Below are 20,761 nucleotides of genomic sequence, written 5' to 3'. Positions count from 1 at the left end.
CCATCGGTGGCGGTTGTGCGACGCGAAGGAGGCCACGAGTGGACACGACCTACGACACCGAGTACTACGCCCACGGAACGCCGGCCGAGCGCTGGGAGCGCGCGCGGTTGTTCTTCGACGCCAAGGAGTACACCGCCGCCGCGCGGGTCCTGGCCGGGCTGGTCGAGGAGGTGCCGGAGCAGACCGGACCGCGGCTGCTGCTGGCCCGCGCCTACTACCACTCGGCTCAACTCGGCCGCGCCGAGAACGAGTTGCGCGCCATCGTGGAGCGCGACCCGGTGGAGCAGTACGCCCGGCTGATGCTGGGCCGCACCCTGGAGCGGCAGGGCCGGCACGCGGAGGCGGGCCCGCACCTGCGGATCGCCTCGGCGCTGACGGGTGACTTCGAGGAGGCCTGACACACGGGCTCGCGGCGGGCCCCGCAGGCCGGGCCCGGACGAAGGGTCCGGCACGGCGGGGAGCGGCCCGGCGGTGGACACACGGGTTTCTCCCGTGGTCGTGGGGCGTGGTCGGTGGGGACGTCGTCGCGGGGACGCGGTCGATGGGGACGTGGCCGGTGGGGGCACGGCCCTTGAAGGCACGGCCCGTGGGGACGCATCAGCCGTGACGGACCAGTAGTCGGACCGCGGCCCCGCCGAGTTCCCGGCCGCTCCGGTGACCTGCGTCACAGGCGCCGTGGTCGTGGCATGCTGACGGGATGGCATCTCCCAGTTTCCGCGCACCTCTTGCCGAGCGGGTCGAGGAACTCCTCGCCGCCGGCGGCCCGTTGCCGATCGTGGCGGCCGGCGACCCGGTCCTGCGCACCGGCACCGAGCGCTACGACGGTCAGCTCGGCCCCGCCCTGCTGGCGCGCTTCGTCGAGGCGCTGCGCGTCACCATGCGCGCGGCGCCGGGGGTGGGCCTGGCCGCGCCTCAGGTCGGCGTGGAGCTGCGGATCGCGGTGATCGAGGACCCGGCGCCGGTGCCGGAGGAGGTGCGGGCGGCCCGCGGCCGGGTGCCGCAGCCGTTCCGGGTCCTGGTCAACCCCGCCTACGCGCCGGTGGGTTCCGGTCGTGCCGCCTTCTTCGAGGGCTGTCTGAGCGTGCCCGGCTGGCAGGCGGTGGTGGCCCGGCCCGCCGAGGTGCGGCTGACCGGCCAGGACGAGACGGGCCGGGCGCTGGACGAGGTGTTCGGCGGGTGGCCCGCACGGATCGTGCAGCACGAGACGGACCACCTCGACGGCCTGCTCTACCTGGACCGGGCCGAGCTGCGCTCGCTGTCGGCCAACGAGACGGTGGCGCGCCGGTGGGCGCAGCCGACGCCGGAGCAGGCAGCCCGCGCGCTGGGCTTCGGGCTGCCGTAACCGGACGTCGCTGCCGGACGTCGCTGCCGGACCGTCAGTTGTCGCGGAACGCCTCCAGCAGGCGCAGCCACACCTCGCTGATCGTCGGGTAGGACGGTACGGCGTGCCACAGGCGGGCTACGGGGACCTGGCCGACGACGGCGACGGTCGCCGAGTGGATCAGTTCGCCGACGCCGGGGCCCACGAAGGTGGCACCGAGCAGGACCTCGTTCTCCAGGTCGACGACCATGCGGGCGCGGCCCTTGTAGCCCTCGCCGTACAGGCCCGCCCCGGCGACCGAGGAGAGGTCGACGTCGACGGCGCGGACCCGGTGTCCGGCCTGTTCCGCCTCCGCGAAGGAGAGGCCGACCGCGGCGGCCTCCGGGTCGGTGAAGACGACCTGCGGGACGGCGGCGTGGTCGGCGGTGGCCGCGTGGGCTCCCCACGGACCGGCGTCCAGGTCCGTCTCCCCCGAGGCGTGGGCGGCGATCGCGGCACCGGCGATACGGGCCTGGTACTTGCCCTGATGGGTGAGCAGGGCACGGTGGTTGACGTCGCCGACCGCGTAGAGCCAGTCGTTGCCCACGACGCGCAGGCTGTCGTCGACCGGCAGCCACGAACCCGGCTCCAGGCCGACGGTGTCGAGGCCGATGTCGTCGGTGCGCGGGGCGCGGCCGGTGGCGAAGAGGATCTCGTCGGCCTCGATCCGGTCGCCGGCGCCGGTGACGACCACGACCGTGCCGTCCGTGCGGGTCACCGACGTCACCGAGGTCCCGGTCCGCACGTCGACGCCGGCCGCGGTGAGCGCCTCGGCGACCAGTTCGCCGGCGAACGGCTCCATGCGGTTGAGCAGCCCCTTGCCGCGCACCAGGAGGGTGACCCGGGAGCCGAGGGCCTGCCAGGCGGTGGCCATCTCGGTGGCGACCACGCCGCCGCCGACGACCACCAGGCGACCGGGCACGGACTGGGCGCTCGTCGCCTCACGGCTGGTCCACGGCCTGACCTCGGCGAGGTCCGGCAGGTCGGGCAGGACGGCCCGGGTGCCGGTGCACACGGCGACGGCGTGCCGGGCGGTCAGGACCTTGTCGCCGACCGTCACCGTGCGCGGGCCGGTCAGGCGGCCGTGGCCGCGGTAGAGGTCGGCGCCGATGCCGTCGAGCCAGCCGACCTGGCCGTCGTCCTGCCAGTCGGAGGTGTAGTAGTTGCGGTGGGCGAGGACCGCGGCCGCGTCGAGGGGGCCCTGCACCGCCTGGCGCAGGCCGGGCAGGCGTCGGGCGTCGGCCTGGGCGATGACCGGGCGCAGCAGGGCCTTGCTGGGCATGCACGCCCAGTAGGAACACTCGCCGCCGACCAGTTCGCTCTCCACGACCGCGGTGGTGAGGCCTGCCGCGCGGGTGCGGTCGGCCACGTTCTCCCCCACGGGCCCGGCCCCGAGCACCACGACGTCGTACGCGATGGTTTCCGTTTCCGTCATGGGGTCAGTCTGGTGGGTGGTGTGCGGGGTGGCCACACGGGTAGGGCGCGGAATACGCGACCGGCCGGCCGTGTTGACGCGGGCGGCTTCACCCCATGCCGGGAGGACCCGGCAGGAAGCACGGGAACACGGGAAGAGGGAATGACGCCATGAGCAGCACCATGGAGCTCACCAAGGAGAACTTCGACCAGACGGTCACCGACAACGACTTCGTCCTGATCGACTTCTGGGCGTCATGGTGCGGGCCGTGCCGTCAGTTCGCCCCGGTCTACGAGAAGGCGGCCCAGGAGAACCCCGACCTCGTCTTCGGCAAGGTCGACACCGAGGCCCAGCCGGAACTGGCCGCGGCCTTCGGCATCCAGTCGATCCCGACCCTGATGATCGTCCGCGACCGGGTCGCCGTGTTCGCGCAGCCGGGCGCCCTGCCCGAGGCCGCCCTCACGGACGTCATCGGACAGGCCCGCAAGCTGGACATGGACGAGGTCCGCAGGTCCGTCGAGGAGCAGCAGGCCGCCCAGGGCGAGTGACCTGCGGGTCCCGCCCTGCGGCCCTCCCGAAAGCACGGCCCGGGCCGGAAACACGCGGGGGCCGGTCCCGGCGGGCTTCCGGGCCGGTTCCGGCTGGAAGGGGTGCCGGGCTGGAGGGGGTGCCGGGCTAGAAGGGGTACGGCGCCACGTCCCCGCGCACCGTCGTCCAGCGCACGTCGGTGAAGGCCTCCAGGTTGGCCTCGCCGCCGAAGCGGGCACCGGTGCCGGAGGCGGCGACCCCGCCGAACGGCGCCACGGCCTCGTCGTTGACCGTCTGGTCGTTGATGTGCACGATGCCGGTCGGGATGCGCTCGGCCAGGTCGAGGCCGCGGGCCGTGTCGCGGGTGACGATCCCCAGGGACAGGCCGTAGGAGCTCGCCCCGGCCAGTGCGGCGGCCTCGTCCGGGGTGGCGAAGGCGCGGACCGGGGCGACCGGTCCGAAGACCTCCTCCGCGTAGGCGGGGGTGCGGTCGTCGACGTCCGCCAGGACGGTCGGGCGGTAGAACAGGTCCTCGTGCGTGCCGCCGGCCGCCAGCTTCGCGCCGGCCGCCGTGCTCGCCTCCACCAGGCCGTGCACCTTGCGGAGCTGACCGACGTCGATGAGCGGGCCGAGGTGGACCTGCTCGCGGTGCGGGTCACCCACGGCCAGGGCGTCGGCCTTCGCCACCAGCCGCTCCACGTACTCCTCGTGGAGCGAGGCGTGCACGAGGTGGCGGCCGGTGGTCATGCAGATCTGGCCCTGGTGGAAGAAGGAACCCCAGGCGGCCGTGGAGATCACCGCGTCGAGGTCGGCGTCCTCCAGGACGATCAGGGCGGAGTTCCCGCCGAGTTCCAGATGGGCGCGCTTGAGGTGACGGCCGGCGGCCTCGCCGACCGCCCGGCCCGCCGCGGTGGAACCGGTGAAGGAGATCACCGGGACGCGCGGGTCGGCCACCAGGGCCGCGCCCGTCTCGGCGCCGCCCGGCAGGATGTGCAGCAGTCCCTCGGGCAGACCGGCCTCGGCGAACACCGCGGCCAACGACAGTCCGCCGCACACCGCCGTGCGCGGGTCCGGCTTCAGCAGGACCGCGTTGCCGAGCGCCAGGGCCGGCGCGACCGAGCGGATGGACAGGATCAGCGGGGCGTTGAACGGGGAGATCACACCGACGACGCCCACGGGGACGCGGCGGGTGTACGACAGCCGGGGCGTCTCGCTGGGCAGGACCTGGCCGGCCGGGCGGGAGGCGAGGGCGGCGGCCTCGTAGCACTCCTGGGCGGCGACGTGCAGTTCGAAGTCGGCCTTGCCGGGGACGGAACCGGACTCGCGCACGAGCCACTCGCGCAGTTCGTCCGCGTGCGCGGCGAACAGGTCTCCGGCCTTGCGCAGCACCGCGGCGCGGACGAAGTGGGGGACGCGGGCCCACTCGGCCTGCGCGGCCGGGGCCACGTCCTGCGCGTCGGCCAGCACCACCGTGCCGAGGGTGTCCCCGGTGGCGGGCTCGGTGACGGGATGCACGGGGCCGGACAGACTGCGGAACTGCCGGGCGGTGGGGTCGAGCAACGGCATGACGGCTCTCCGATCAGTGACCCGCGGGACCTTCCGGGGGGGGCGCAGGTCCCGGGTGGTGCGCCGCCACTGGGGCGGCCGCGCGGCGGGACGCGGGCTCTGCAACGGCCGGGCGAGTTGCGCCGGCACCGAACGCGTCCCCGTCTGATTGAGCGTGCAACATCGTAGTCGTCCGCCGGGCGGGACGAGCGGTCACGGTCCTCGGGTGCCCGTTCCCCGGCCCCGGCCGTGATGTCCGGTTCGCGTCGTGTTCTTCGTCAGTGGTCCTCGCCGCGGGCGCCCGTGACCCGGTCCACCAGGTCGGTCCAGCCGGTTTCCAGGCGGGTCGGTGGGGTTGCGCACTGACGGACCAGGTGGTGGATCAGGGGCGGGTTGAGGTAGCCCAGCAGGGTGTGGGCCAGCAGGTCCGGGTCGGCGTCCGGTACCGCCCGCCGCAGCAGCAGCGCGAGATGACCGTGGTGCAGACGGTGGACGGGGCCGGTGTAGCGGCGGTCCGGTCCGGGCTCGGCCGCCAGCAGCAGGTCCAGCTCGTCGATCGCGCGGCGCAGGTAGGCGATCCCGAACGCCCGCAGCCGCTCCACCGGCGCGGCGCCGGGCCCGAGCGGCGGGGGCCCGCCGAGGAAGGCCGCCTGGAACTTCCGCTCGGAGTGGTCGAGCAGTGCCGTCAGCAGTCCGGTGCGGTCGCCGAAGCGGCGGAAGACCGTCCCCTTGCCGACGTTCGCCGCGGCGGCCACCGCCTCCATCGTGACCCCGGCCGCGCCGTGCGCGGCGACCAGCCGGGCGGCGGCGTCCAGCAGCCGGGCGCGGTTGCGGGCCGCGTCGGCACGCAGACACGGCTCGTCCCCGGCCGTTCCGAGCTGCAGCAGTTCGGGTTCGCCGAGGGGCGTCTCGGGGCCGGGGAAGGGAGGCAGGGCGGCGGACATGAACTCAGCGTAAAGCACCGGGAAGAAACTGGACCGCGGTCCGGTTGGAGTGCTAGAACTTGTAAACGGACCTCGGTCCGGATTGTCACCGCACTGTTCCAGCCCTTTGGGAGTAACCCATGTCTGTCCGCATCCTTGCGCTCGTCGGCAGCCTCCGCGCCGGTTCCACCAACCGCCAGCTCGCCGAGGCGGCCGTCAAGGTCGCTCCGGAGGGCGCGCAGGTCGACCTGTTCGAAGGCCTGGCCGACATCCCGTTCTACAACGAGGACCTCGACGTCGAGGGCAGCGTCCCGGCCGCCGCCGCCAAGCTGCGTGAGGCCGCTCAGGCCTCCGACGCCTTCCTGCTGTTCTCCCCCGAGTACAACGGCACCATCCCCGCCGTCCTGAAGAACGCCATCGACTGGCTGTCCCGCCCGTACGGCGCCGGTGCCTTCGGTGGCAAGCCGGCCGCCGTGGTCGGCACCGCCTTCGGCCAGTTCGGCGGCGTGTGGGCGCAGGACGAGGCCCGCAAGGCCGTGGGCATCGCCGGCGGCAAGGTGATCGAGGACCTCAAGCTCTCCATCCCCGGCTCCCTGACCCGCTTCGCCGAAACCCACCCGGTCGACGACGCCGAGGTCGCCGCGCAGCTGACCGAGGTCGTGGCCCGCCTGCACGGCCACGCGAGCGAGACCGTGGCCGCCTGACCGTCCGGCCGCCCGGCCGCCCGATCTGGCTTGGCGACACCGACGACACCGGCGACGCTGGGCGCTGGAGAGCGCTCGAAGTCAGGAAAAGGCCCCCGGACGCGCCGTATGCAAGAAGGCGGTTGACCGCGGCGGCGAATGTCGTTCAACGGGGGGACCGCACCCGGCCATGTCTGATAGGGCTGGCGGGATGCAGACCTTTTATCGACGACTCCTGCGGCTGATGCCCCGGATCGGCGTCCAGGTGAGCGACATCGCCCCGGGGACGGCGCTGGTGTCCCGGTCCGCCACCCCGCTGACGGTCACCGGTGCCGGCAAGGGCACCTGGATCGTCCGGCGGGCGAAGGACGGTGCAGCCGACCACGCGGACGCCAGCGCCGTCCGGCTCGGCGGGACCGGTGCGCTGCTGCTCATGGACGGGGCGGCCCGGCGCGACGAACGCAAGCTGCAACTCGCGGCGGCCGAGTACCTGTGCGCCCAGCACGTCGCCGCCATGCTCGCCCTGTACGACGCGAACTGCGTCTTCGACGTCGGCGCCAACAGCGGCCAGTACGCCCGTCGGCTGCGCCGGCTCGGCTACACCGGGCGGATCGTGTCGTTCGAACCCACCTCGGAGACGTTCGCCGAGCTGGAGAGGGCAGCGGCGCAGGACCCCGACTGGCACGTGTACCGGTGCGGACTGGGCCGTGCGGAGACGACCGCCGAGATCCACACCGGCTGGAAGACCATGAACTCCCTGCTGGGGCCCAGCGACTACGGCAGGGACCGGTACAGCCGGTTCGGCACGTCCGACACCGAGGAGATCCGCGTCCGCCGGCTCGACGAGGTCATGGACGAGGCGCTGGAGGGCCTGGCCGATCCGCGCCCCTATCTGAAGATGGACACCCAGGGCTACGACCTGGAGGTGTTCGCCGGGGCCGGGAGACGAATCGAGGAGTTCGTCGGCATGCAGTCCGAGGTCGCGGTGCTGCGGCTGTACGAGGGCAGCCCGGGCATGGGCGAGGCCGTCGCGACGTACGAGGCGGCCGGGTTCGGCATCACGGGCATGTACCCGGTGACCCGTGAGGCGACCACCGGCCGGGTGATCGAGTTCGACTGCGTGCTGATGCGCGCGGACGCGGCCCCCAAGCCGTAGCCGGCCGGCTCGTGGCGGCGGCGCCGCCGTCGGTCTCCGGGCGGGGCGGGGCCGGCGGGCTCAGCGCCCGGCCGGCGGGGACCGCGGAGGGCACCGCGGTCCGGTGAGCCCTGCGGCGGGTGCGGAGGCTCGGGACGGCGGGCCCCGCACCCTGCCTGGACCTGTGCGCCAAGGCCCGTCGTCACCTTCCCGCCGTCCGCCCGGAGGGCGGGCCGTGCGGCGTCAGGCGCGTGCTCTCGGTGCACCGGACCCTGATCCTCGTACGGGACGTACTGGGGTCGGGGCCCGGTGCGGCCAGTGGGTGTCCCCCCTCCGGGGGGAGGCGTGCATGGCGCCGCGCGCCCGGCGGGAATTGCTCAGACACGTCCTAGACCTCGGCCCGCTCGGGCTCGGAGGCCTGCCGGGGCTCCTCCGTGCCGGAGTCGGCCGGGCGGGCGGCGGGGATGACGGACGCGATGGCCGCGGAGACCAGGGCGAGGGCGCCGCCGACGAGGAGCGCGGTGCGGAAGCCGTCCTCGGAGGCGAGGGTGTGGCCGCCCATGGTGGTCGTCATCTGGGCCAGGATCACGCCGATGACGGCGGCGCCGATCGAGGTGCCCAGCGACCGCATGAGGGTGTTGAAGCCGTTGGCGGCGGCGGTCTCCGACAGCGGGACCGAACTCATGATGAGGGCGGGCATCGAGCCGTAGGCGAGGCCGACACCGCTGTTGATGACGATGCCGACGACCATCAGGCCCCAGGCGGAGCCCATCAGCGCCATGGACAGGCCGTAGCCGGCGGCGATGACCAGCGCGCCGCAGACGAGCGTGAACTTCGGGCCGCGGGCGTTGGTGAGCCTCCCGCCGAGCGGGGAGACGAACATCATCATGATGCCGCCGGGGGCCATCCACAGGCCGGTCGCGAGCATGGACTGGCCGAGGCCGTAGCCGGTGGCCTCCGGGAACTGGAGGAGCTGCGGCATGACGAGCATGCTCGCGTACATCGCGAAGCCGACGAAGACGGACGCGAGGTTGGTGAGCAGCACCCGCGGGCGGGCGGTGGTACGCAGGTCGGTCAGCGGGTCGGCGGTGCGCGTCTCCCAGAAGCCCCAGGCCGCGAAGACCACGACGGCGGTGCCGAACAGGCCGAGCGTGACGCCCGAACCCCAGCCCCAGTCGGCGCCCTTGGAGACCGCGAGCAGCAGGGCGACCAGGCCGGCGCCGAGGCCGAGCGCGCCGGGCAGGTCGAAGCGCTGTCCCTTGGCGGCGGCGGGCACGTCGGGGATCAGGAACCAGATGAGCAGGGTGACGACGACGGCCATGCCGGCCGAGCCCCAGAACAGGACGCGCCAGTTCGCGTACTGGGCGATCGCCGCGGCGATGGGCAGGCCGAGGCCGCCGCCGATGCCCATGGAGGCGCTGACCAGGGCGATGGAGGAACTGAGCTTCTCCGCCGGGAGGACGTCGCGGAGCAGGGCGATGCCGAGGGGCAGCATGCCCATCCCCATGCCCTGGAGCCCGCGTCCGATGATCATCATGACGACGTCGGAGGCGAGGGCGCACACCACCGAGCCCACGATCAGCGGCACGGCGCACGCCAGGAGCATGCGCCGCTTGCCCAGCAGGTCGCCGAGGCGGCCCACGACCGGCACGCAGACCGCGGCGGCCAGCAGGGTGACCGTGATGACCCAGGCCGCGTTCGAGGACGAGGTGTCGAGGATCTGCGGCAGCTCGGCGATGAGCGGGGTGACCAGCGTCTGCATGATCGCGGCCGTGATGCCGGCGAGGGCGAGCGTGGCCACCACGCCACCCGCGCGGGCCGTGGACTGGGGGGCGTCCATGGGCGGACTCCTCGGTTTCTCTGGGGGTTCCGGGTGTTCCGGGTGTTCCGGGTGTTCCGGACGAAGGATGTGCATCATACATGTCAAATGCATCAACCATGTGATGTGGCGGTTGCATGCGATGTGGTGGCTGCACGGGGGTGTGCCAGGATGGAGCGGCCGCCGCCGGGACGGGTCGCGGGGACGGCCGCACGAACAGGAGGCTCGGGCACATGCAGAGGCCGACGCACGAGGTGGAGTACGAGCAGATGCTGCTCAGCCGCCATACGTTCCTGAGCCGGCGCGGGGGCCGCCGCACGGACGGCGTCCTGGAGCGCAGCGCCTACATCCTGCTGAGCCGGATCCGGGTCCAGGGCCCGATGTCGATCGGGGAGCTGAGCGACGCCTTCGCCCTGGACGCCTCCACCCTGAACCGGCAGACCGCCGCGGCGATGCGCGCCGGGCTGCTCGACCGCATCCCCGATCCGCAGGGCGGGATGGCCCGCAAGTTCCGGCTGACGGCGGAGGGCGAGCGGCTGCTCGACGAGGAGCGACGGGGCATCGTCGAGGTCCTGGACCGCGTCATGGGTGACTGGTCGCAGGACGACATCACCGCGTTCGCCTCCTACCTCAGACGCTTCAACAACGGCATCGAGGCCATCGGCGGACGCCCGTGGCCGCGCCCGTCCCCGCAGGACGGGGAGCCCCGCGGCTGATCCCGGTCGGCGCGGGCTCGTCCCCGCCGCCGGCACGAGCCCGCGCTCCCGGTGGGCGCGGTGGCCCGCGGTCCGGGCCACGGCCGCGCGACGCGGAACCCGACGCCGTCCGCCCGAAGCGCCGGATGCCCGCGGTGCCGTACGGATGCCCGGCGGCTCCCGTGTCCGGGTCCGGCGGCGGGCGACCCGGCCCGCGATCGCGTCGGCCGTCCGGTTCCCGCCCTCGGGTCCACGGGCCGACGGTCTCACCTGCGGGACGTCGGCCCCGCGCGGTTCACCAGTTCACCAGCTCCGGGTCACCGAACGCAGGGCGATCCAGGAGTCGCGTACGCGGGCGTAGTCCATGGTCAGCTGGAGCCGCCGGTCCTCGTGCGCGCCCTCCGCGGCCGGACGCGTGACCACGCGGCCCACGAGGCGTGCCGTGTCGCCGTCGACCGCGACGGTCACGGTCTTCTCCTCGATCGCCTGCGGGACGAACGTCGCGGCGCGCAGGTCCGCCAGCCAGGCGGCCTTCGGCTGCTCGTCCCCCGTGGTCCGCGTCAGGGTGAAACCGTCGTCGAGCAGGGCGTCGAGCGCGGCGGTGTCGCCGTCGGCCATCGCGTGCAGATGGGCCCGGTAGGCGTCGATGACCTCCATGCGGGTGTGCACGTCGGCTGAGGGGTTCATCCGTGCTCCTGTCGTCGTGCCCCGCCCCCGCCGCCGGATCGCCTTCACCGCACGGCAGGACCGGGGCGTACCTCGGCGCATGCCTGTCAGTGATCATCGTGGCTGTTCGGGTCACCCGGTGCTCGCCGCGCCGCCGACCGGGCGGTTCAGGCCCAGGCGGTCACCGGCAGGAAGGAGCTGTCCTGGCGGAACAGTTCCGTGCCGTCGGACCGCTCCACGCGGAGCCGGTAGTCGTAGTGGCGGAGGTAGCACCCGGGGTAGTTGTACGACGGGTGGTGGCCTGCGGGACGTCCGTGGCGGACACCGAACCCACCGCGGGCCCGGGTGCGTTCCGCCTCCGGCGGCCAGACGTTACCGTTCGGTAGACAATGTGCTCACGGAGGTGTCCCGCCATGACGCTCGACCGTTGTGCAGGCCTGATCGAGACCGCCCGCGCGCTGGCCGCCGGGGAGGTCACCTCCCGCGCGCTGGTCGAGCGGGCCCTGGCGCGGATCGAGGCCACCCAGGGCACCCTCAACGCCTTCCGCGTCGTCCGCGCCGAGGCCGCGCTCGCCGAAGCCGACGCGGCCGACCGGGAGTTGTCCCGCGGCGTGCGCAGGCCCCTGCTGGGGGTGCCGGTCGCCGTGAAGGACGACATGGACGTGGCGGGCGAGCCGACCGCCTTCGGCTGCGCGGGCGCCCACCCCGCGGTCGCCGAGGACGGGGAGGCGGTACGGCGGCTGCGCGCGGCCGGGGCCGTGATCGTCGGCAAGACGAACACCTGCGAATTCGGACAGTGGCCGTTCACCGAGGGCCCAGCCTTCGGTGCCACCCGCAACCCGTGGCACACCGGGCACACCCCGGGCGGCTCCTCCGGCGGCTCGGCGGCCGCCGTGGCGGCGGGCCTGGTCCCCGCCGCGCTCGGCTCGGACGGCGCAGGCTCGGTCCGCATCCCGGCGTCCTGGACCCACCTCGTCGGCATCAAGCCGCAGCGCGGACGCGTGTCGACGTGGCCGCGCGGCGAGTCCTTCCAGGGCATCACGGTCAACGGCACCCTGGCCAGAACCGTGGCCGACGCGGCCCTCCTCCTCGACGCGGCGAGCGGCAACCATCCGCGCGACCCGCACCGGCCGCCCGCCGTCGACGCCCTCGCCGCGGTGGGCCGCGACCCCGGCCGGCTGCGGATCGCCCTCGCGCTGAAGCCGCCGTTCACCGCCGTGCCCGCCCGGCTGCTCCCCGAGGTGCGCGACCGGGTCGTCGCCCTCGCGGCGACACTGGCCGGCCTCGGGCACACCGTCGAGGAGGCCGACCCGCCGTACGGGCGGATCGGGCTGACCTTCGTGCCACGGGCGACCGCGGGGATCGCCGAGTGGGTGGCCGAGGCGCCGTTCCCCGCCCTGCTCGACCGGCGCACCCACGGCGCCGCCCGGCTCGGCAGGCTCCTCGGCGGCGCCCCGCTGCGGGCGGCCCGCCGTGCGGAGACGGTCCTGCACCGCCGTGTCGGCCGCTTCTTCGAGACGTACGACGTGGTGCTCGCGCCGACGACGGCCGCTCCCCCGCCGCGCATCGGCGCCCTGCTGGAGCTGAGCGGTTTCGCCACCGACCGCGCCATGATCGCCGCGTGCCCCTACGCGTGGCCGTGGAACGTCCTCGGCTGGCCCGGAGTCAACGTGCCCGCGGGCTTCACGCCCGCTGGGCTGCCGGTCGGGGCGCAACTGCTCGGGCCCGCGGGCAGCGAGCCGCTGCTGCTGTCGCTCGCCGCGCAGGCGGAGGCGGACCTGCGCTGGCACGAGCGGTGGCCGGAGCCGCTCGTCACGGACTCCCCGGCGGCCTGAGCAGCCCGCTCCGGGTGCGTCCGTGCGCGCTGCGCCGGGCCTGGACCGGGGGAAGGCGTGTCGCCGGCGGCCGCGCGCGACGTGGTCACGGGGGCGGCACCGGGGCGGTCCCGGCACAGCCTCCAGTGCTGTGGCCGGAAAGGTCTGCCGGAAAGCTCGCGGCGCCCGGTGCGGTGCATCGCCAGGCGGAGCATTGCCCGCGTACCGGATGTACTCGGGTGATGCGACAACGCGGCGGTGGGGGCCCCTGCCGCGCGAGCGAAGCCGAGCGTGGGGGAGCCGTGCCGGGCGTCGCGAGCCGGTGAACCTTTCCGGTCACAGCCTCTAGGGTGCCCTCGTGACCGCTTCCACCGAAGAAGAGAACGTCCCGGGCCGCTTCGGCCCCTCCGCCACCGTCGAGGCCGAACCGCGCGAGGTCGGCCGGGTGCGGACCGAGTACTCGCCCGCGCACGACGGCGACCCGGACCCCGGCGAGATCGTCTGGACCTGGGTGCCCTTCGAGGAGAACGACGGGCGGGGCAAGGACCGCCCGGTGCTGGTCGTCGCCCGGGAGGCGGCCGGCACCTTCCTCGCCGTGCGGCTGTCCAGCAAGCGGCACGTCGGCGACCGCGAGTGGGTGCCGATCGGCAGCGGTCCCTGGGACCGCTCGGGCCGGGACTCCTGGGTGGCCGTCGACCGTGTGCTGCGGCTGCACGAGCAGGGCATGCGCCGGGAGGCCTGCGCGCTGGACCGGATGCGGTTCAACCTGGTGGTGCGCCGACTGCGGGAACGGTACGGCTGGAACTGAGCGGCGGCCGGCGCTCACGCCCGCTCGCGGAGCCGCGGCTCCGAAAACGCGCGTGCGAAGGCCTGCCGGACCACGCTCCCCGGCGTACGGTCCAGCACGCCGAACACCACCTGCGTGAACGTCCCCTCGAACCGGCCGCCGGGACCCAGCAGCGCCCGGAACGCATCCGCCACCTGCGCGGGGTCGTTGCGGAAGACACCGCAGCCCCAGGCGCCGAGGACCAGCCGTCGGTAGCCGTGCGCCGCGGCCGTCGCCAGGACGCGTTCGGCGCGTACGGCCAGCGCGCGCGGCAGTTCGCAGGCGCGCTCCGGCGCCGTGCGCAGGATCACTCCGGCGTTCGGCGCGGCGGCCGTCAGGAAGCCGACGGCGTACGGCTCGGGCAGGAACCGGCCCCGGTCGTCGCGGAAGACCGGCACGGCCGGTGAGTGGATGACCCGGTCCGTGTAGAACGGGTCGCGGTGGGCGCGGTGGTGGTCGTAGAACTCGGGGGCCCGCAGCAGGCACGTGTACAGCGCGGAGGCGCGGCACAGCGCCTCCTCCTGGGCCTGGGCGCCGTTGAGGTAGCCGCCGCCGGGATTGCGGGCGGAGGCGAAGTTGAGCACCGCCACCGGGGCGTCCGCGAGTCTGCGGGCGGCCTCCAGGCTGCTCTCGCCGGTGACCTCGATCCGCGGGGCGGACGGGGCGGTCCCCAGGACCGTCTCCGGGACCGGCACCGGGCCGGGTCCCACCATGCGGGTCCCCTCCCGAGCGGCCCCGACCGCGGCGGCGAGCGGTATCCCACGCCCGTCGGCCGTGCGGTACGCGCCCGCGGCCACGGCCCCTTCCGTCTCCTGCGCGACGCCGCGCAGCCGCGCGCTCATGGCGCCACCCCCGTGGGCGCCACAGCCGCGTGCCGCACGGCGTACCGTGCCCCGTCCGTCTCCCCCGTCGTGCTCACGCACGCATCGTCAGCGATGCTGGACGGACGGTGCAACCGAGTTTCCGCCGGCCGGGAAAGTCGGCGGGAACCGCTCGGAAACGCCCTGGAAACGGTACGGAAAGGAGGGTGTCCCGGCCCCGCGGGCGCCGGGGGGCGCTCTTGTGCGATGCGGCGAGAGGGTCTTGGGTGGATGAGCGAACCGGTCCGGCGCCACCGAAGCCGGACCGATGGCATGGTGGAATCTCAGGAGGATCCAGACATGTCCGACACATCGAGCAGTGCTTCGGGGAGCGACTGTACGGAGACCCGTACCCCGCTCACCGAGGCCGAGGTGGAGGCCCTGGTCAAGGGCATCTGCTTCAAGACCGGACCGCCCCGCACAGTCGGGGTCGAAGTGGAATGGTTCGTCCACGAGCTGCGCTCACCGCGGCTCCCCGTCCCACCCGAACGACTCGCGGCGGCCTACGAGGCCCTGCGGACGGTGCCGCTGTCCTCGGCGCTCACCGTCGAACCCGGCGGCCAGCTGGAGCTCAGCTCGCCGCCCGCCGCCTCCCTGATGGAGTGCGTGACCACCGTCTCCGCCGACCTGGACGCCGTCCGCGCCGTCCTGCGCGAGGCGGGACTGGTCCTCGCCGGACTCGGCACCGAGCCCTGGCACCCGCCCCGGCGGTTCCTGCACGAGCCGCGCTACGACGCCATGGAGACGTACCTCGACCGCACCGGCCCGGCCGGGCGGGCCATGATGTGCACCTCGGCCTCCGTGCAGGTCTGCCTGGACGCCGGTCACGAGGAGCCCGGCCCACTGGGGCACGGGCGGCGCTGGTGGCTGGCGCACATGCTGGGTCCCGTCCTGGTCGCCGCCTTCGCCAACTCGCCGCTGCTCGGCGGCGCCCCGACGGGCTGGCGTTCCACGCGGCAGCGGCTGTGGACGGAGATCGGCGCGGGCCGCGCGGGCGCACCGGCCCTGGACCGGGATCCGCGCGCCGCCTGGGCCGGACACGTCCTGGACGCCCCGGTGATGTGCGTACGCCGGGACGGCGGGCCGTGGGAGGTGCCCGAGGACCTGACCTTCCGGGAGTGGGTCCGGTCGGGGACGCCCACCCGGGCGGACCTCGACTACCACATGTCCACGCTGTTCCCGCCGGTGAGACCGCGTGGCCATCTGGAGCTGCGCATGATCGACGCGCAACCGGGCGAGGACGGCTGGATCGTGCCGCTCGCGGTGACGACGGCGCTGTTCGACGACCCGGAGGCCGCCGAGAGCGCCTACCGGGCGGTGAAACCGCTCGCGGAACGGTCCCGGTCACGGCCGGCGCCGCACAACCCGCTGTGGAGCGGGGCGGCCCGCTCCGGCCTCGCCGACCCCGAGCTGCAGGAGACCGCCGTGGCCTGCTTCACGACGGCCCTGGAGGCCCTGCCCCGGATCGGCGCCGGCACCGAGGTGACGGACGCCGTCGCCGCGTACCTGGAGCGCTACGTCCGCAAGGGCCGCAGCCCCGCCGACGACCAGCTCGACCGCCTGTGCGGCACCGACGGCCGCACACACGGGAAGGACACCCCCACATGACCGACCTCGCCCCCGAGGCCCTGGACACCGAGGCGTTGCGTGAGCGGGCGCTCACCACCCTCGTCACCGCACGTGCGCGCACCACGCTCCTGACCAGCTGCGTCGAGGAGCCCGACCTCACCGCACAGCACTCCCCGCTGATGTCCCCCCTGGTGTGGGACCTCGCGCACATCGGGAACCAGGAAGAACTGTGGCTGCTGCGCGCCGTGGCCGGCCGCGAGGCGATGCGCCCCGAGATCGACGGGCTCTACGACGCCTTCGAGCACCCGCGCTCCGAGCGGCCCTCGTTGCCGCTGCTGCCGCCCGCCGAGGCCCGCGCCTACGCGGCGGAGGTCCGCGGGCGGGTCCTGGACGTGCTGGAGTCGGCCGACTTCGACGGGACACGGCTCACGGAGGCCGGTTTCGCCTTCGGCATGGTCGCCCAGCACGAACAGCAGCACGACGAGACCATGCTGATCACCCATCAGCTCCGCACGGGTCCGCAGGCCCTGACCGCGCCCGACCCGGAACCGGCACCGCTGTTCACCGGCCCGTCCGAAGTGCTCGTGCCGGGAGGCCCGTTCACGATGGGCACCTCCGGCGAGCCCTGGGCGCTGGACAACGAACGGCCCGCGCACCGGCGCGAGGTGGCGGCGTTCCACATCGACACCACGCCGGTGACCAACGGCGCCTACCAGGCGTTCATCGACGACGGCGGTTACGACGACGCCCGCTGGTGGACGGCGGAGGGCTGGTCCCACATCCGCCGGCACCGGATCGACGCACCGCTGTTCTGGCACCGCGACGGCGGGCAGTGGCTCCGGCGCCGCTTCGGTGTCACCGAGGTCGTGCCGCCCGAGGAGCCGGTGGTGCACGTGTGCTGGTACGAGGCCGACGCCTACGCCCGCTGGGCCGGGCGGCGGCTGCCCACCGAGTCCGAGTGGGAGAAGGCCGCCCGCTTCGACCCCGCGACCGGCGGCTCGATGCGCTACCCGTGGGGTGACGCCGACCCCGCGCCCGAGCACGCCAACCTGGGCCAGCGCCATCTGCGCCCCGCCCCCGCCGGCAGCTATCCGGCGGGGGAATCGCCTCTGGGAGTACGGCAGTTGATCGGCGACGTGTGGGAGTGGACGTCGAGCGACTTCCAGCCCTACCCCGGCTTCCGGGCGTTCCCGTACAAGGAGTACTCGGAGGTGTTCTTCGGCCCCGAGCACAAGGTGCTGCGGGGCGGTTCGTTCGCGGTGGACCCGGTGGCCTGCCGGGGCACCTTCCGCAACTGGGACTACCCGATCCGGCGGCAGATCTTCTCCGGCTTCCGCACCGCCCGCTCGGCGGCCGTCTGATGTGCCGTCACATCGCTTTTCTGGGACCGGAGGAGTCGCTCGGCCGACTCCTGGTGGAGCCCCCGCACGGTCTGTACCGCCAGTCGTGGGCCCCCCGCATGCAGCGGTACGGCACGGTCAACGCCGATGGTTTCGGGGTGGGTTGGTACGCCGAGGACGATCCGGTGCCGGCCCGCTACCGCCGGGCCGGGCCGATCTGGGCCGACCTGTCCTTCGCCGACCTGGCCCGCGTCGTGCGCAGCGGGGCGGTGCTGGCCGCCGTACGCGACGCGACGCTGGCCGGGGCGGACGCCGAGGCCGCGGCGGCGCCGTTCGCGGCGGGGCCCTGGCTGTTCAGCCACAACGGGGCCGTGCCGGGCTGGCCGGGGTCGCTGGAGCCGCTCGCACGCTCGCTGCCGGCGTCCGCGGTGCTGTCGATGGAGGCACGCAACGACTCCGCGTTCGTGTGGGCGCTGGTCCTGGCCCGGCTGCGCGCCGGGGACACGGAGGGCCAGGCGCTCGCCGACACGGTGCAGGAGGTCGCCGCGGCGGCCCCCGGCTCCCGGCTCAACCTGCTGCTCGGCAACGGCGACACCGTCACCGCGACGGCCTGGGGGGACACCCTCTGGTACCTGACGGAGCCCGGCCGCACGGTCGTGGCCTCCGAGCCCTACGACGACGATCCGCGCTGGCAGGAGGTCCCCGACCGCACCCTGCTCGCGGCGACCCGCACCGAGGTGCTGCTCACCCCGCTGAAGGACCCGAGCGAGGCCGCGGCGCCCTCCCCCGCTCCCGGCTCCGCCGCGGGGGCAGCCCCATCATCCGAGGAGAACGGCTCGTGAGCCCCTTCCAGATCACCCGCACCCTCCCGGAGGACGCCACCGGCGCCGCCCTGCGCGCCGACGTCCTCCAGGGCCTCAGCGCCACCCCCAGGACGCTGCCGCCGAAGTGGTTCTACGACGCCGCCGGCAGCGAACTGTTCGAGCGGATCACCGAGCTGCCCGAGTACTACCCGACGCGGGCCGAGCGCGAGATCCTCGTGGACCGGGCCGGCGAGATCGCCGCCGCGGCCGGCGCCCGCACCCTGGTCGAGCTGGGTTCGGGGTCCTCGGAGAAGACCCGCCACCTGATCGGCGCGCTGACGGAGCTGGACACCTACGTGCCCGTCGACGTCAGCGAGAGCGCCCTCACCGGGGCGGGACGGGCCCTCGTCGCCGAGCGGCCGGGCCTGTCCGTCCACGCCCTCATCGCCGACTTCACCGCACCGCTGACGCTCCCGGACACCCCGGGGCCGCGTCTGGTGGCGTTCCTCGGGGGCACGATCGGCAATCTCCTCCCCGACGAGCGCGCGGCCTTCCTCGGCTCGGTCCGGGCGCTGCTCTCGCCGGGCGACGCCCTGTTGCTCGGCACGGACCTCGTGAAGGACGAGAAGGTCCTGGTGCGGGCGTACGACGACGCGGCCGGGGTGACGGCGGCGTTCAACAAGAACGTCCTGGCCGTCGTCAACCGTGAGCTGGGCGGCGATTTCGATCCGGACGCCTTCGACCACGTCGCGCTCTGGGACGCGGAGCACGAGTGGATCGAGATGCGGCTGCGGTCCCGTACGGCGCAGACGGTGAAGCTCCCCGCGCTCGGTCTCGCCGTCGACTTCGCGGCGGGCGAGGAGCTGCGCACGGAGGTCTCGGCGAAGTTCCGCGAGGCGGGAGTGCGCGCGGAACTGTCCGCGGCGGGACTTGAGTTGTCCCGCTGGTGGACGGACCGGGAGGGTCGCTTCGCGCTCTCGCTGAGCACCGTGCGGTAGGGGCGGGTCAGCCCGCGGAGACCCTCAGCGCCTCGGTGATCCGCCGGGAGGCGCGGCGGGCCTCCGTCGCGGCATCGGCTCCGCCGAGCACCTTGGTCATGTAGGTCTTGATCGGGTTGTCCGCCTCCACGGCGGCCCACTCGGGCGTGCTGGGGGTCGCCCGGCCCTGCGCGGCTCCCGCCGCCATGGCGGCGACCCCCTCCTCGCCCGCCACCGCCGACGCCAGCTTCGCCTTGTTCGGAACGTAGTTCATGGTGCGGGCCAGGTCGGTGTTCCATTCGGCGCCGGTCAGCGCGGCGACCACGGCGACGGCCCCCTCGCGCCGGTCGGTGTTGCGGGGCACGACGAGATCGGAGCCACCGATGAGGACCGCGCCCGGTTTCGCCGCGGTCTTCCCCGGGACGGGGAAGTAACCCAGCTTCCCCTCCAGGGCGGGGTTCTGCTGGACGACGGCCCGTGCGAGGCCGGGGACGGCGACGATCTGGGCGACCTTGCCCGCGGCGAACACCCCTGCCTGGGGCGGGTGTTCCTCGTCCGCGTCCGCAGGCCCCGCGCCGAGGGACTGAAGGCTCCGGTAGAACTCCATGCCGCGCAGGGCGGCCGGGGTGTCCAGGGTGCCCTCCCAGCGGCCGGCGTCCTCGGTGGCGAGGTCGCCGCCCTCGTCCCAGATGAAACCGGAGAGGGTGTACCAGTCCTGGCCTGCCAGGTAGATGCCCTGGTTCCCGCCCGAGTTCAGCTTCTCGGTGGCGGTGAGCCACTCCTCACGGGTGCGCGGCACGGTGGTGACTCCGGCCTGTGCGAAGAGGTCCTTGCGGTAGATCACGACGCGGTTGGCCGCGTACCAGGGGATGCCGTACTGGTGGAAGCGGCGCTGTCCCGGGTCGGCGAGGCCGGGCAGCCACTCGTCCTTCTCCCACTTGGCGACGGATTCCAGCGTCAGGTCCAGCAGCCGGTTGCCGTCGACGTACATCGGGACCTGGGTGTTGCCGACCTCGATGACGTCCGGCCCGTCCTCTCCTTCACCCTCCAGGGCCGTCTGCACCTTCTCGGCGATGCCGGTCCACTCCTGGATGCGGACGTCCAGGTCGAGGTCGGGGTGGTCGCGTTCGAAGTCCTCGGTGAACCGGTCCAGGAAGTCCCGCGATGCGCTGTCCTTCATGAGCCAGACGGTGACGGTCTGCCGGTCGCTCCCGCCGACGCCCGGTACGGCACCGCAACCGGTGAGGAGAGAGGCGGACACGCAGAGGAGGGCGAGGAGGCGACGTCTCACGGGGGTCCTGTTCTGCCTGGTGGACAGGGGGGAGGGGCCCGGCGTGGGGGAACGGGCATGGTCGCCCGGACGGGTGTGCAGGATTTTGGTATGGACCAATGCGGAGGTCAAGGGGGAACCGGCCCGAACCCCGGACGTCTCGCGCTCCGCCGCAGCCTGGGGCACCGTGGAGTGACGCGTGACACACGCGGCACCGCCGTCCCGGCCGAGAGGAGCACCCGCATGTCGAACCACACCTACCGGGTCACGGAGATCGTCGGCACCTCACCCGACGGCATGGACCAGGCGATCCGCAACGGCATCTCCCGCGCCTCGCAGACCCTGCGGCACCTGGACTGGTTCGAGGTGACCCAGGTGCGCGGACAGATCGAGAACGGCGACGTCGCGCACTGGCAGGTGGGCCTCAAGATCGGCTTCCGCCTGGACGAGACGGAGTGACGGCCGGGACGAAGTGACGCGGGAGCGGCCGGCCGCGACGGCAGGACCCTCCGGGCCGGCGGGCCGCCGGCCGGG

Annotated in this window: 20 protein-coding genes and 1 pseudogene; 13 read left to right on the top strand and 8 right to left on the bottom strand. The window is 73.9% G+C overall.

Annotated elements, in window-relative coordinates; translation table 11 throughout:
* Positions 1 to 38 precede the first annotated feature (38 nt).
* Together ACIP5W_RS03840 and ACIP5W_RS03835 are read left to right on the top strand one after the other, a co-directional pair.
* Positions 39 to 398, top strand: a complete 360-nt coding sequence (locus ACIP5W_RS03840; protein ID WP_401466257.1) for a tetratricopeptide repeat protein — start codon at positions 39 to 41, stop codon at positions 396 to 398.
* A gap of 299 nt (positions 399 to 697) precedes the next feature.
* Complete coding sequence (locus ACIP5W_RS03835) at positions 698 to 1,342, top strand: peptide deformylase (RefSeq protein ID WP_401466254.1); 645 nt, start codon at positions 698 to 700, stop codon at positions 1,340 to 1,342.
* A gap of 34 nt (positions 1,343 to 1,376) precedes the next feature.
* On the opposite strand, the gene ACIP5W_RS03830 is transcribed toward ACIP5W_RS03835, so the two are convergent.
* A complete protein-coding gene (locus tag ACIP5W_RS03830) occupies positions 1,377 to 2,795 on the bottom strand; it encodes a dihydrolipoyl dehydrogenase family protein (RefSeq protein ID WP_401466251.1) in 1,419 nt (472 codons plus the stop codon).
* A 149-nt stretch (positions 2,796 to 2,944) separates the two neighbouring features.
* Here ACIP5W_RS03830 and trxA point away from each other — a divergent pair, with 149 nt between their 5' ends.
* Complete coding sequence (trxA, locus tag ACIP5W_RS03825; protein WP_401466248.1) at positions 2,945 to 3,322, top strand: thioredoxin; 378 nt, start codon at positions 2,945 to 2,947, stop codon at positions 3,320 to 3,322.
* Between the two features lie 127 nt (positions 3,323 to 3,449).
* On the opposite strand, the gene ACIP5W_RS03820 is transcribed toward trxA, so the two are convergent.
* Positions 3,450 to 4,868, bottom strand: a complete 1,419-nt coding sequence (locus tag ACIP5W_RS03820) for an aldehyde dehydrogenase family protein (RefSeq protein WP_401466245.1) — start codon at positions 4,866 to 4,868, stop codon at positions 3,450 to 3,452.
* A gap of 257 nt (positions 4,869 to 5,125) precedes the next feature.
* Positions 5,126 to 5,809: a TetR/AcrR family transcriptional regulator gene (locus ACIP5W_RS03815; protein ID WP_401466242.1), complete on the bottom strand. Its 684-nt coding sequence runs from the start codon at positions 5,807 to 5,809 to the stop codon at positions 5,126 to 5,128.
* Between the two features lie 101 nt (positions 5,810 to 5,910).
* On the opposite strand from ACIP5W_RS03815, the gene ACIP5W_RS03810 reads away from it, so the two are divergent.
* Positions 5,911 to 6,474 (top strand): NAD(P)H-dependent oxidoreductase, encoded by a 564-nt coding sequence (locus tag ACIP5W_RS03810; RefSeq protein ID WP_401466239.1) that lies wholly within the window; start codon positions 5,911 to 5,913, stop codon positions 6,472 to 6,474.
* A gap of 169 nt (positions 6,475 to 6,643) precedes the next feature.
* Positions 6,644 to 7,609, top strand: a complete 966-nt coding sequence (locus tag ACIP5W_RS03805) for an FkbM family methyltransferase (protein WP_401466236.1) — start codon at positions 6,644 to 6,646, stop codon at positions 7,607 to 7,609.
* A 367-nt stretch (positions 7,610 to 7,976) separates the two neighbouring features.
* Here the strand turns inward: ACIP5W_RS03805 and ACIP5W_RS03800 are convergent, their stop codons facing one another.
* Positions 7,977 to 9,428 carry an MFS transporter gene (locus ACIP5W_RS03800; protein WP_401466233.1) on the bottom strand — a complete coding sequence of 484 codons (1,452 nt, stop codon included), beginning with the start codon at positions 9,426 to 9,428 and terminating at the stop codon, positions 7,977 to 7,979.
* Positions 9,429 to 9,640: 212 nt separating this feature from the next.
* On the opposite strand from ACIP5W_RS03800, the gene ACIP5W_RS03795 reads away from it, so the two are divergent.
* Complete coding sequence (locus tag ACIP5W_RS03795; protein ID WP_366060936.1) at positions 9,641 to 10,123, top strand: MarR family transcriptional regulator; 483 nt, start codon at positions 9,641 to 9,643, stop codon at positions 10,121 to 10,123.
* A 282-nt stretch (positions 10,124 to 10,405) separates the two neighbouring features.
* Here ACIP5W_RS03795 and ACIP5W_RS03790 read toward each other — a convergent pair whose 3' ends face one another.
* Positions 10,406 to 10,789, bottom strand: coding sequence for a nuclear transport factor 2 family protein (locus ACIP5W_RS03790; RefSeq protein ID WP_401466229.1), 384 nt, complete (start codon positions 10,787 to 10,789; stop codon positions 10,406 to 10,408).
* A gap of 146 nt (positions 10,790 to 10,935) precedes the next feature.
* Positions 10,936 to 11,061: pseudogene (locus ACIP5W_RS03785) on the bottom strand (AbfB domain-containing protein); the annotation flags it as partial.
* Between the two features lie 120 nt (positions 11,062 to 11,181).
* Here ACIP5W_RS03785 and ACIP5W_RS03780 point away from each other — a divergent pair.
* Together ACIP5W_RS03780 and ACIP5W_RS03775 are read left to right on the top strand one after the other, a co-directional pair.
* Positions 11,182 to 12,603: an amidase gene (locus ACIP5W_RS03780; RefSeq protein ID WP_401466226.1), complete on the top strand. Its 1,422-nt coding sequence runs from the start codon at positions 11,182 to 11,184 to the stop codon at positions 12,601 to 12,603.
* A 337-nt stretch (positions 12,604 to 12,940) separates the two neighbouring features.
* Complete coding sequence (locus ACIP5W_RS03775; RefSeq protein ID WP_401466223.1) at positions 12,941 to 13,390, top strand: type II toxin-antitoxin system PemK/MazF family toxin; 450 nt, start codon at positions 12,941 to 12,943, stop codon at positions 13,388 to 13,390.
* Between the two features lie 14 nt (positions 13,391 to 13,404).
* Here the strand turns inward: ACIP5W_RS03775 and ACIP5W_RS03770 are convergent, their stop codons facing one another.
* Positions 13,405 to 14,250 (bottom strand): TIGR02452 family protein, encoded by an 846-nt coding sequence (locus ACIP5W_RS03770; protein ID WP_401466220.1) that lies wholly within the window; start codon positions 14,248 to 14,250, stop codon positions 13,405 to 13,407.
* 318 nt (positions 14,251 to 14,568) lie between these two features.
* Between ACIP5W_RS03770 and egtA the strand changes: the two genes are divergently transcribed.
* Genes egtA through egtD form a run of 4 tightly spaced genes read left to right on the top strand, consistent with a single transcriptional unit; the run spans position 14,569 to position 18,978 of the window.
* Positions 14,569 to 15,876 carry an ergothioneine biosynthesis glutamate--cysteine ligase EgtA gene (egtA, locus tag ACIP5W_RS03765; protein WP_401466217.1) on the top strand — a complete coding sequence of 436 codons (1,308 nt, stop codon included), beginning with the start codon at positions 14,569 to 14,571 and terminating at the stop codon, positions 15,874 to 15,876.
* On the top strand, positions 15,873 to 17,198 hold the full coding sequence (gene egtB / locus ACIP5W_RS03760; RefSeq protein ID WP_401466214.1) for an ergothioneine biosynthesis protein EgtB: 1,326 nt from the start codon (positions 15,873 to 15,875) through the stop codon (positions 17,196 to 17,198). Before egtA ends, egtB begins: the two co-directional genes overlap by 4 nt.
* The gene (egtC, locus tag ACIP5W_RS03755; protein WP_401466211.1) at positions 17,198 to 18,019 is read left to right on the top strand and encodes an ergothioneine biosynthesis protein EgtC; all 822 of its coding nucleotides are present in this window, start codon (positions 17,198 to 17,200) and stop codon (positions 18,017 to 18,019) included. The genes egtB and egtC overlap by 1 nt, the downstream gene beginning before the upstream one ends.
* Positions 18,016 to 18,978 carry an L-histidine N(alpha)-methyltransferase gene (gene egtD / locus ACIP5W_RS03750; RefSeq protein ID WP_401466208.1) on the top strand — a complete coding sequence of 321 codons (963 nt, stop codon included), beginning with the start codon at positions 18,016 to 18,018 and terminating at the stop codon, positions 18,976 to 18,978. Before egtC ends, egtD begins: the two co-directional genes overlap by 4 nt.
* Positions 18,979 to 18,985: 7 nt before the next feature.
* Here egtD and ACIP5W_RS03745 read toward each other — a convergent pair whose 3' ends face one another.
* Complete coding sequence (locus tag ACIP5W_RS03745; protein WP_401466205.1) at positions 18,986 to 20,248, bottom strand: extracellular solute-binding protein; 1,263 nt, start codon at positions 20,246 to 20,248, stop codon at positions 18,986 to 18,988.
* A 222-nt stretch (positions 20,249 to 20,470) separates the two neighbouring features.
* Between ACIP5W_RS03745 and ACIP5W_RS03740 the strand changes: the two genes are divergently transcribed.
* Positions 20,471 to 20,686 carry a dodecin gene (locus ACIP5W_RS03740; RefSeq protein ID WP_401466202.1) on the top strand — a complete coding sequence of 72 codons (216 nt, stop codon included), beginning with the start codon at positions 20,471 to 20,473 and terminating at the stop codon, positions 20,684 to 20,686.
* Positions 20,687 to 20,761: the final 75 nt, after the last annotated feature.

The organism is Streptomyces sp. NPDC088766 (genome assembly GCF_044750845.1).
GTDB lineage: Bacteria > Actinomycetota > Actinomycetes > Streptomycetales > Streptomycetaceae > Streptomyces.
This window is presented reverse-complemented; position numbering and strand designations above follow the sequence as displayed.

Excerpts from the sequence above, each read along its gene's own strand:
- ACIP5W_RS03835 (WP_401466254.1), top strand. The coding sequence starts at position 698 with ATGGCATCTCCCAGTTTCCGCGCACCTCTTGCCGAGCGGGTCGAGGAA.
- ACIP5W_RS03830 (WP_401466251.1), bottom strand. The coding sequence starts at position 2,795 with ATGACGGAAACGGAAACCATCGCGTACGACGTCGTGGTGCTCGGGGCC.
- trxA (WP_401466248.1), top strand. The coding sequence starts at position 2,945 with ATGAGCAGCACCATGGAGCTCACCAAGGAGAACTTCGACCAGACGGTC.
- ACIP5W_RS03820 (WP_401466245.1), bottom strand. The coding sequence starts at position 4,868 with ATGCCGTTGCTCGACCCCACCGCCCGGCAGTTCCGCAGTCTGTCCGGC.
- ACIP5W_RS03810 (WP_401466239.1), top strand. The coding sequence starts at position 5,911 with ATGTCTGTCCGCATCCTTGCGCTCGTCGGCAGCCTCCGCGCCGGTTCC.
- ACIP5W_RS03805 (WP_401466236.1), top strand. The coding sequence starts at position 6,644 with ATGTCTGATAGGGCTGGCGGGATGCAGACCTTTTATCGACGACTCCTG.
- ACIP5W_RS03800 (WP_401466233.1), bottom strand. The coding sequence starts at position 9,428 with ATGGACGCCCCCCAGTCCACGGCCCGCGCGGGTGGCGTGGTGGCCACG.
- ACIP5W_RS03795 (WP_366060936.1), top strand. The coding sequence starts at position 9,641 with ATGCAGAGGCCGACGCACGAGGTGGAGTACGAGCAGATGCTGCTCAGC.
- ACIP5W_RS03790 (WP_401466229.1), bottom strand. The coding sequence starts at position 10,789 with ATGAACCCCTCAGCCGACGTGCACACCCGCATGGAGGTCATCGACGCC.
- ACIP5W_RS03780 (WP_401466226.1), top strand. The coding sequence starts at position 11,182 with ATGACGCTCGACCGTTGTGCAGGCCTGATCGAGACCGCCCGCGCGCTG.
- ACIP5W_RS03770 (WP_401466220.1), bottom strand. The coding sequence starts at position 14,250 with ATGAGCGCGCGGCTGCGCGGCGTCGCGCAGGAGACGGAAGGGGCCGTG.
- egtA (WP_401466217.1), top strand. The coding sequence starts at position 14,569 with ATGTCCGACACATCGAGCAGTGCTTCGGGGAGCGACTGTACGGAGACC.
- egtB (WP_401466214.1), top strand. The coding sequence starts at position 15,873 with ATGACCGACCTCGCCCCCGAGGCCCTGGACACCGAGGCGTTGCGTGAG.
- egtC (WP_401466211.1), top strand. The coding sequence starts at position 17,198 with ATGTGCCGTCACATCGCTTTTCTGGGACCGGAGGAGTCGCTCGGCCGA.
- ACIP5W_RS03740 (WP_401466202.1), top strand. The coding sequence starts at position 20,471 with ATGTCGAACCACACCTACCGGGTCACGGAGATCGTCGGCACCTCACCC.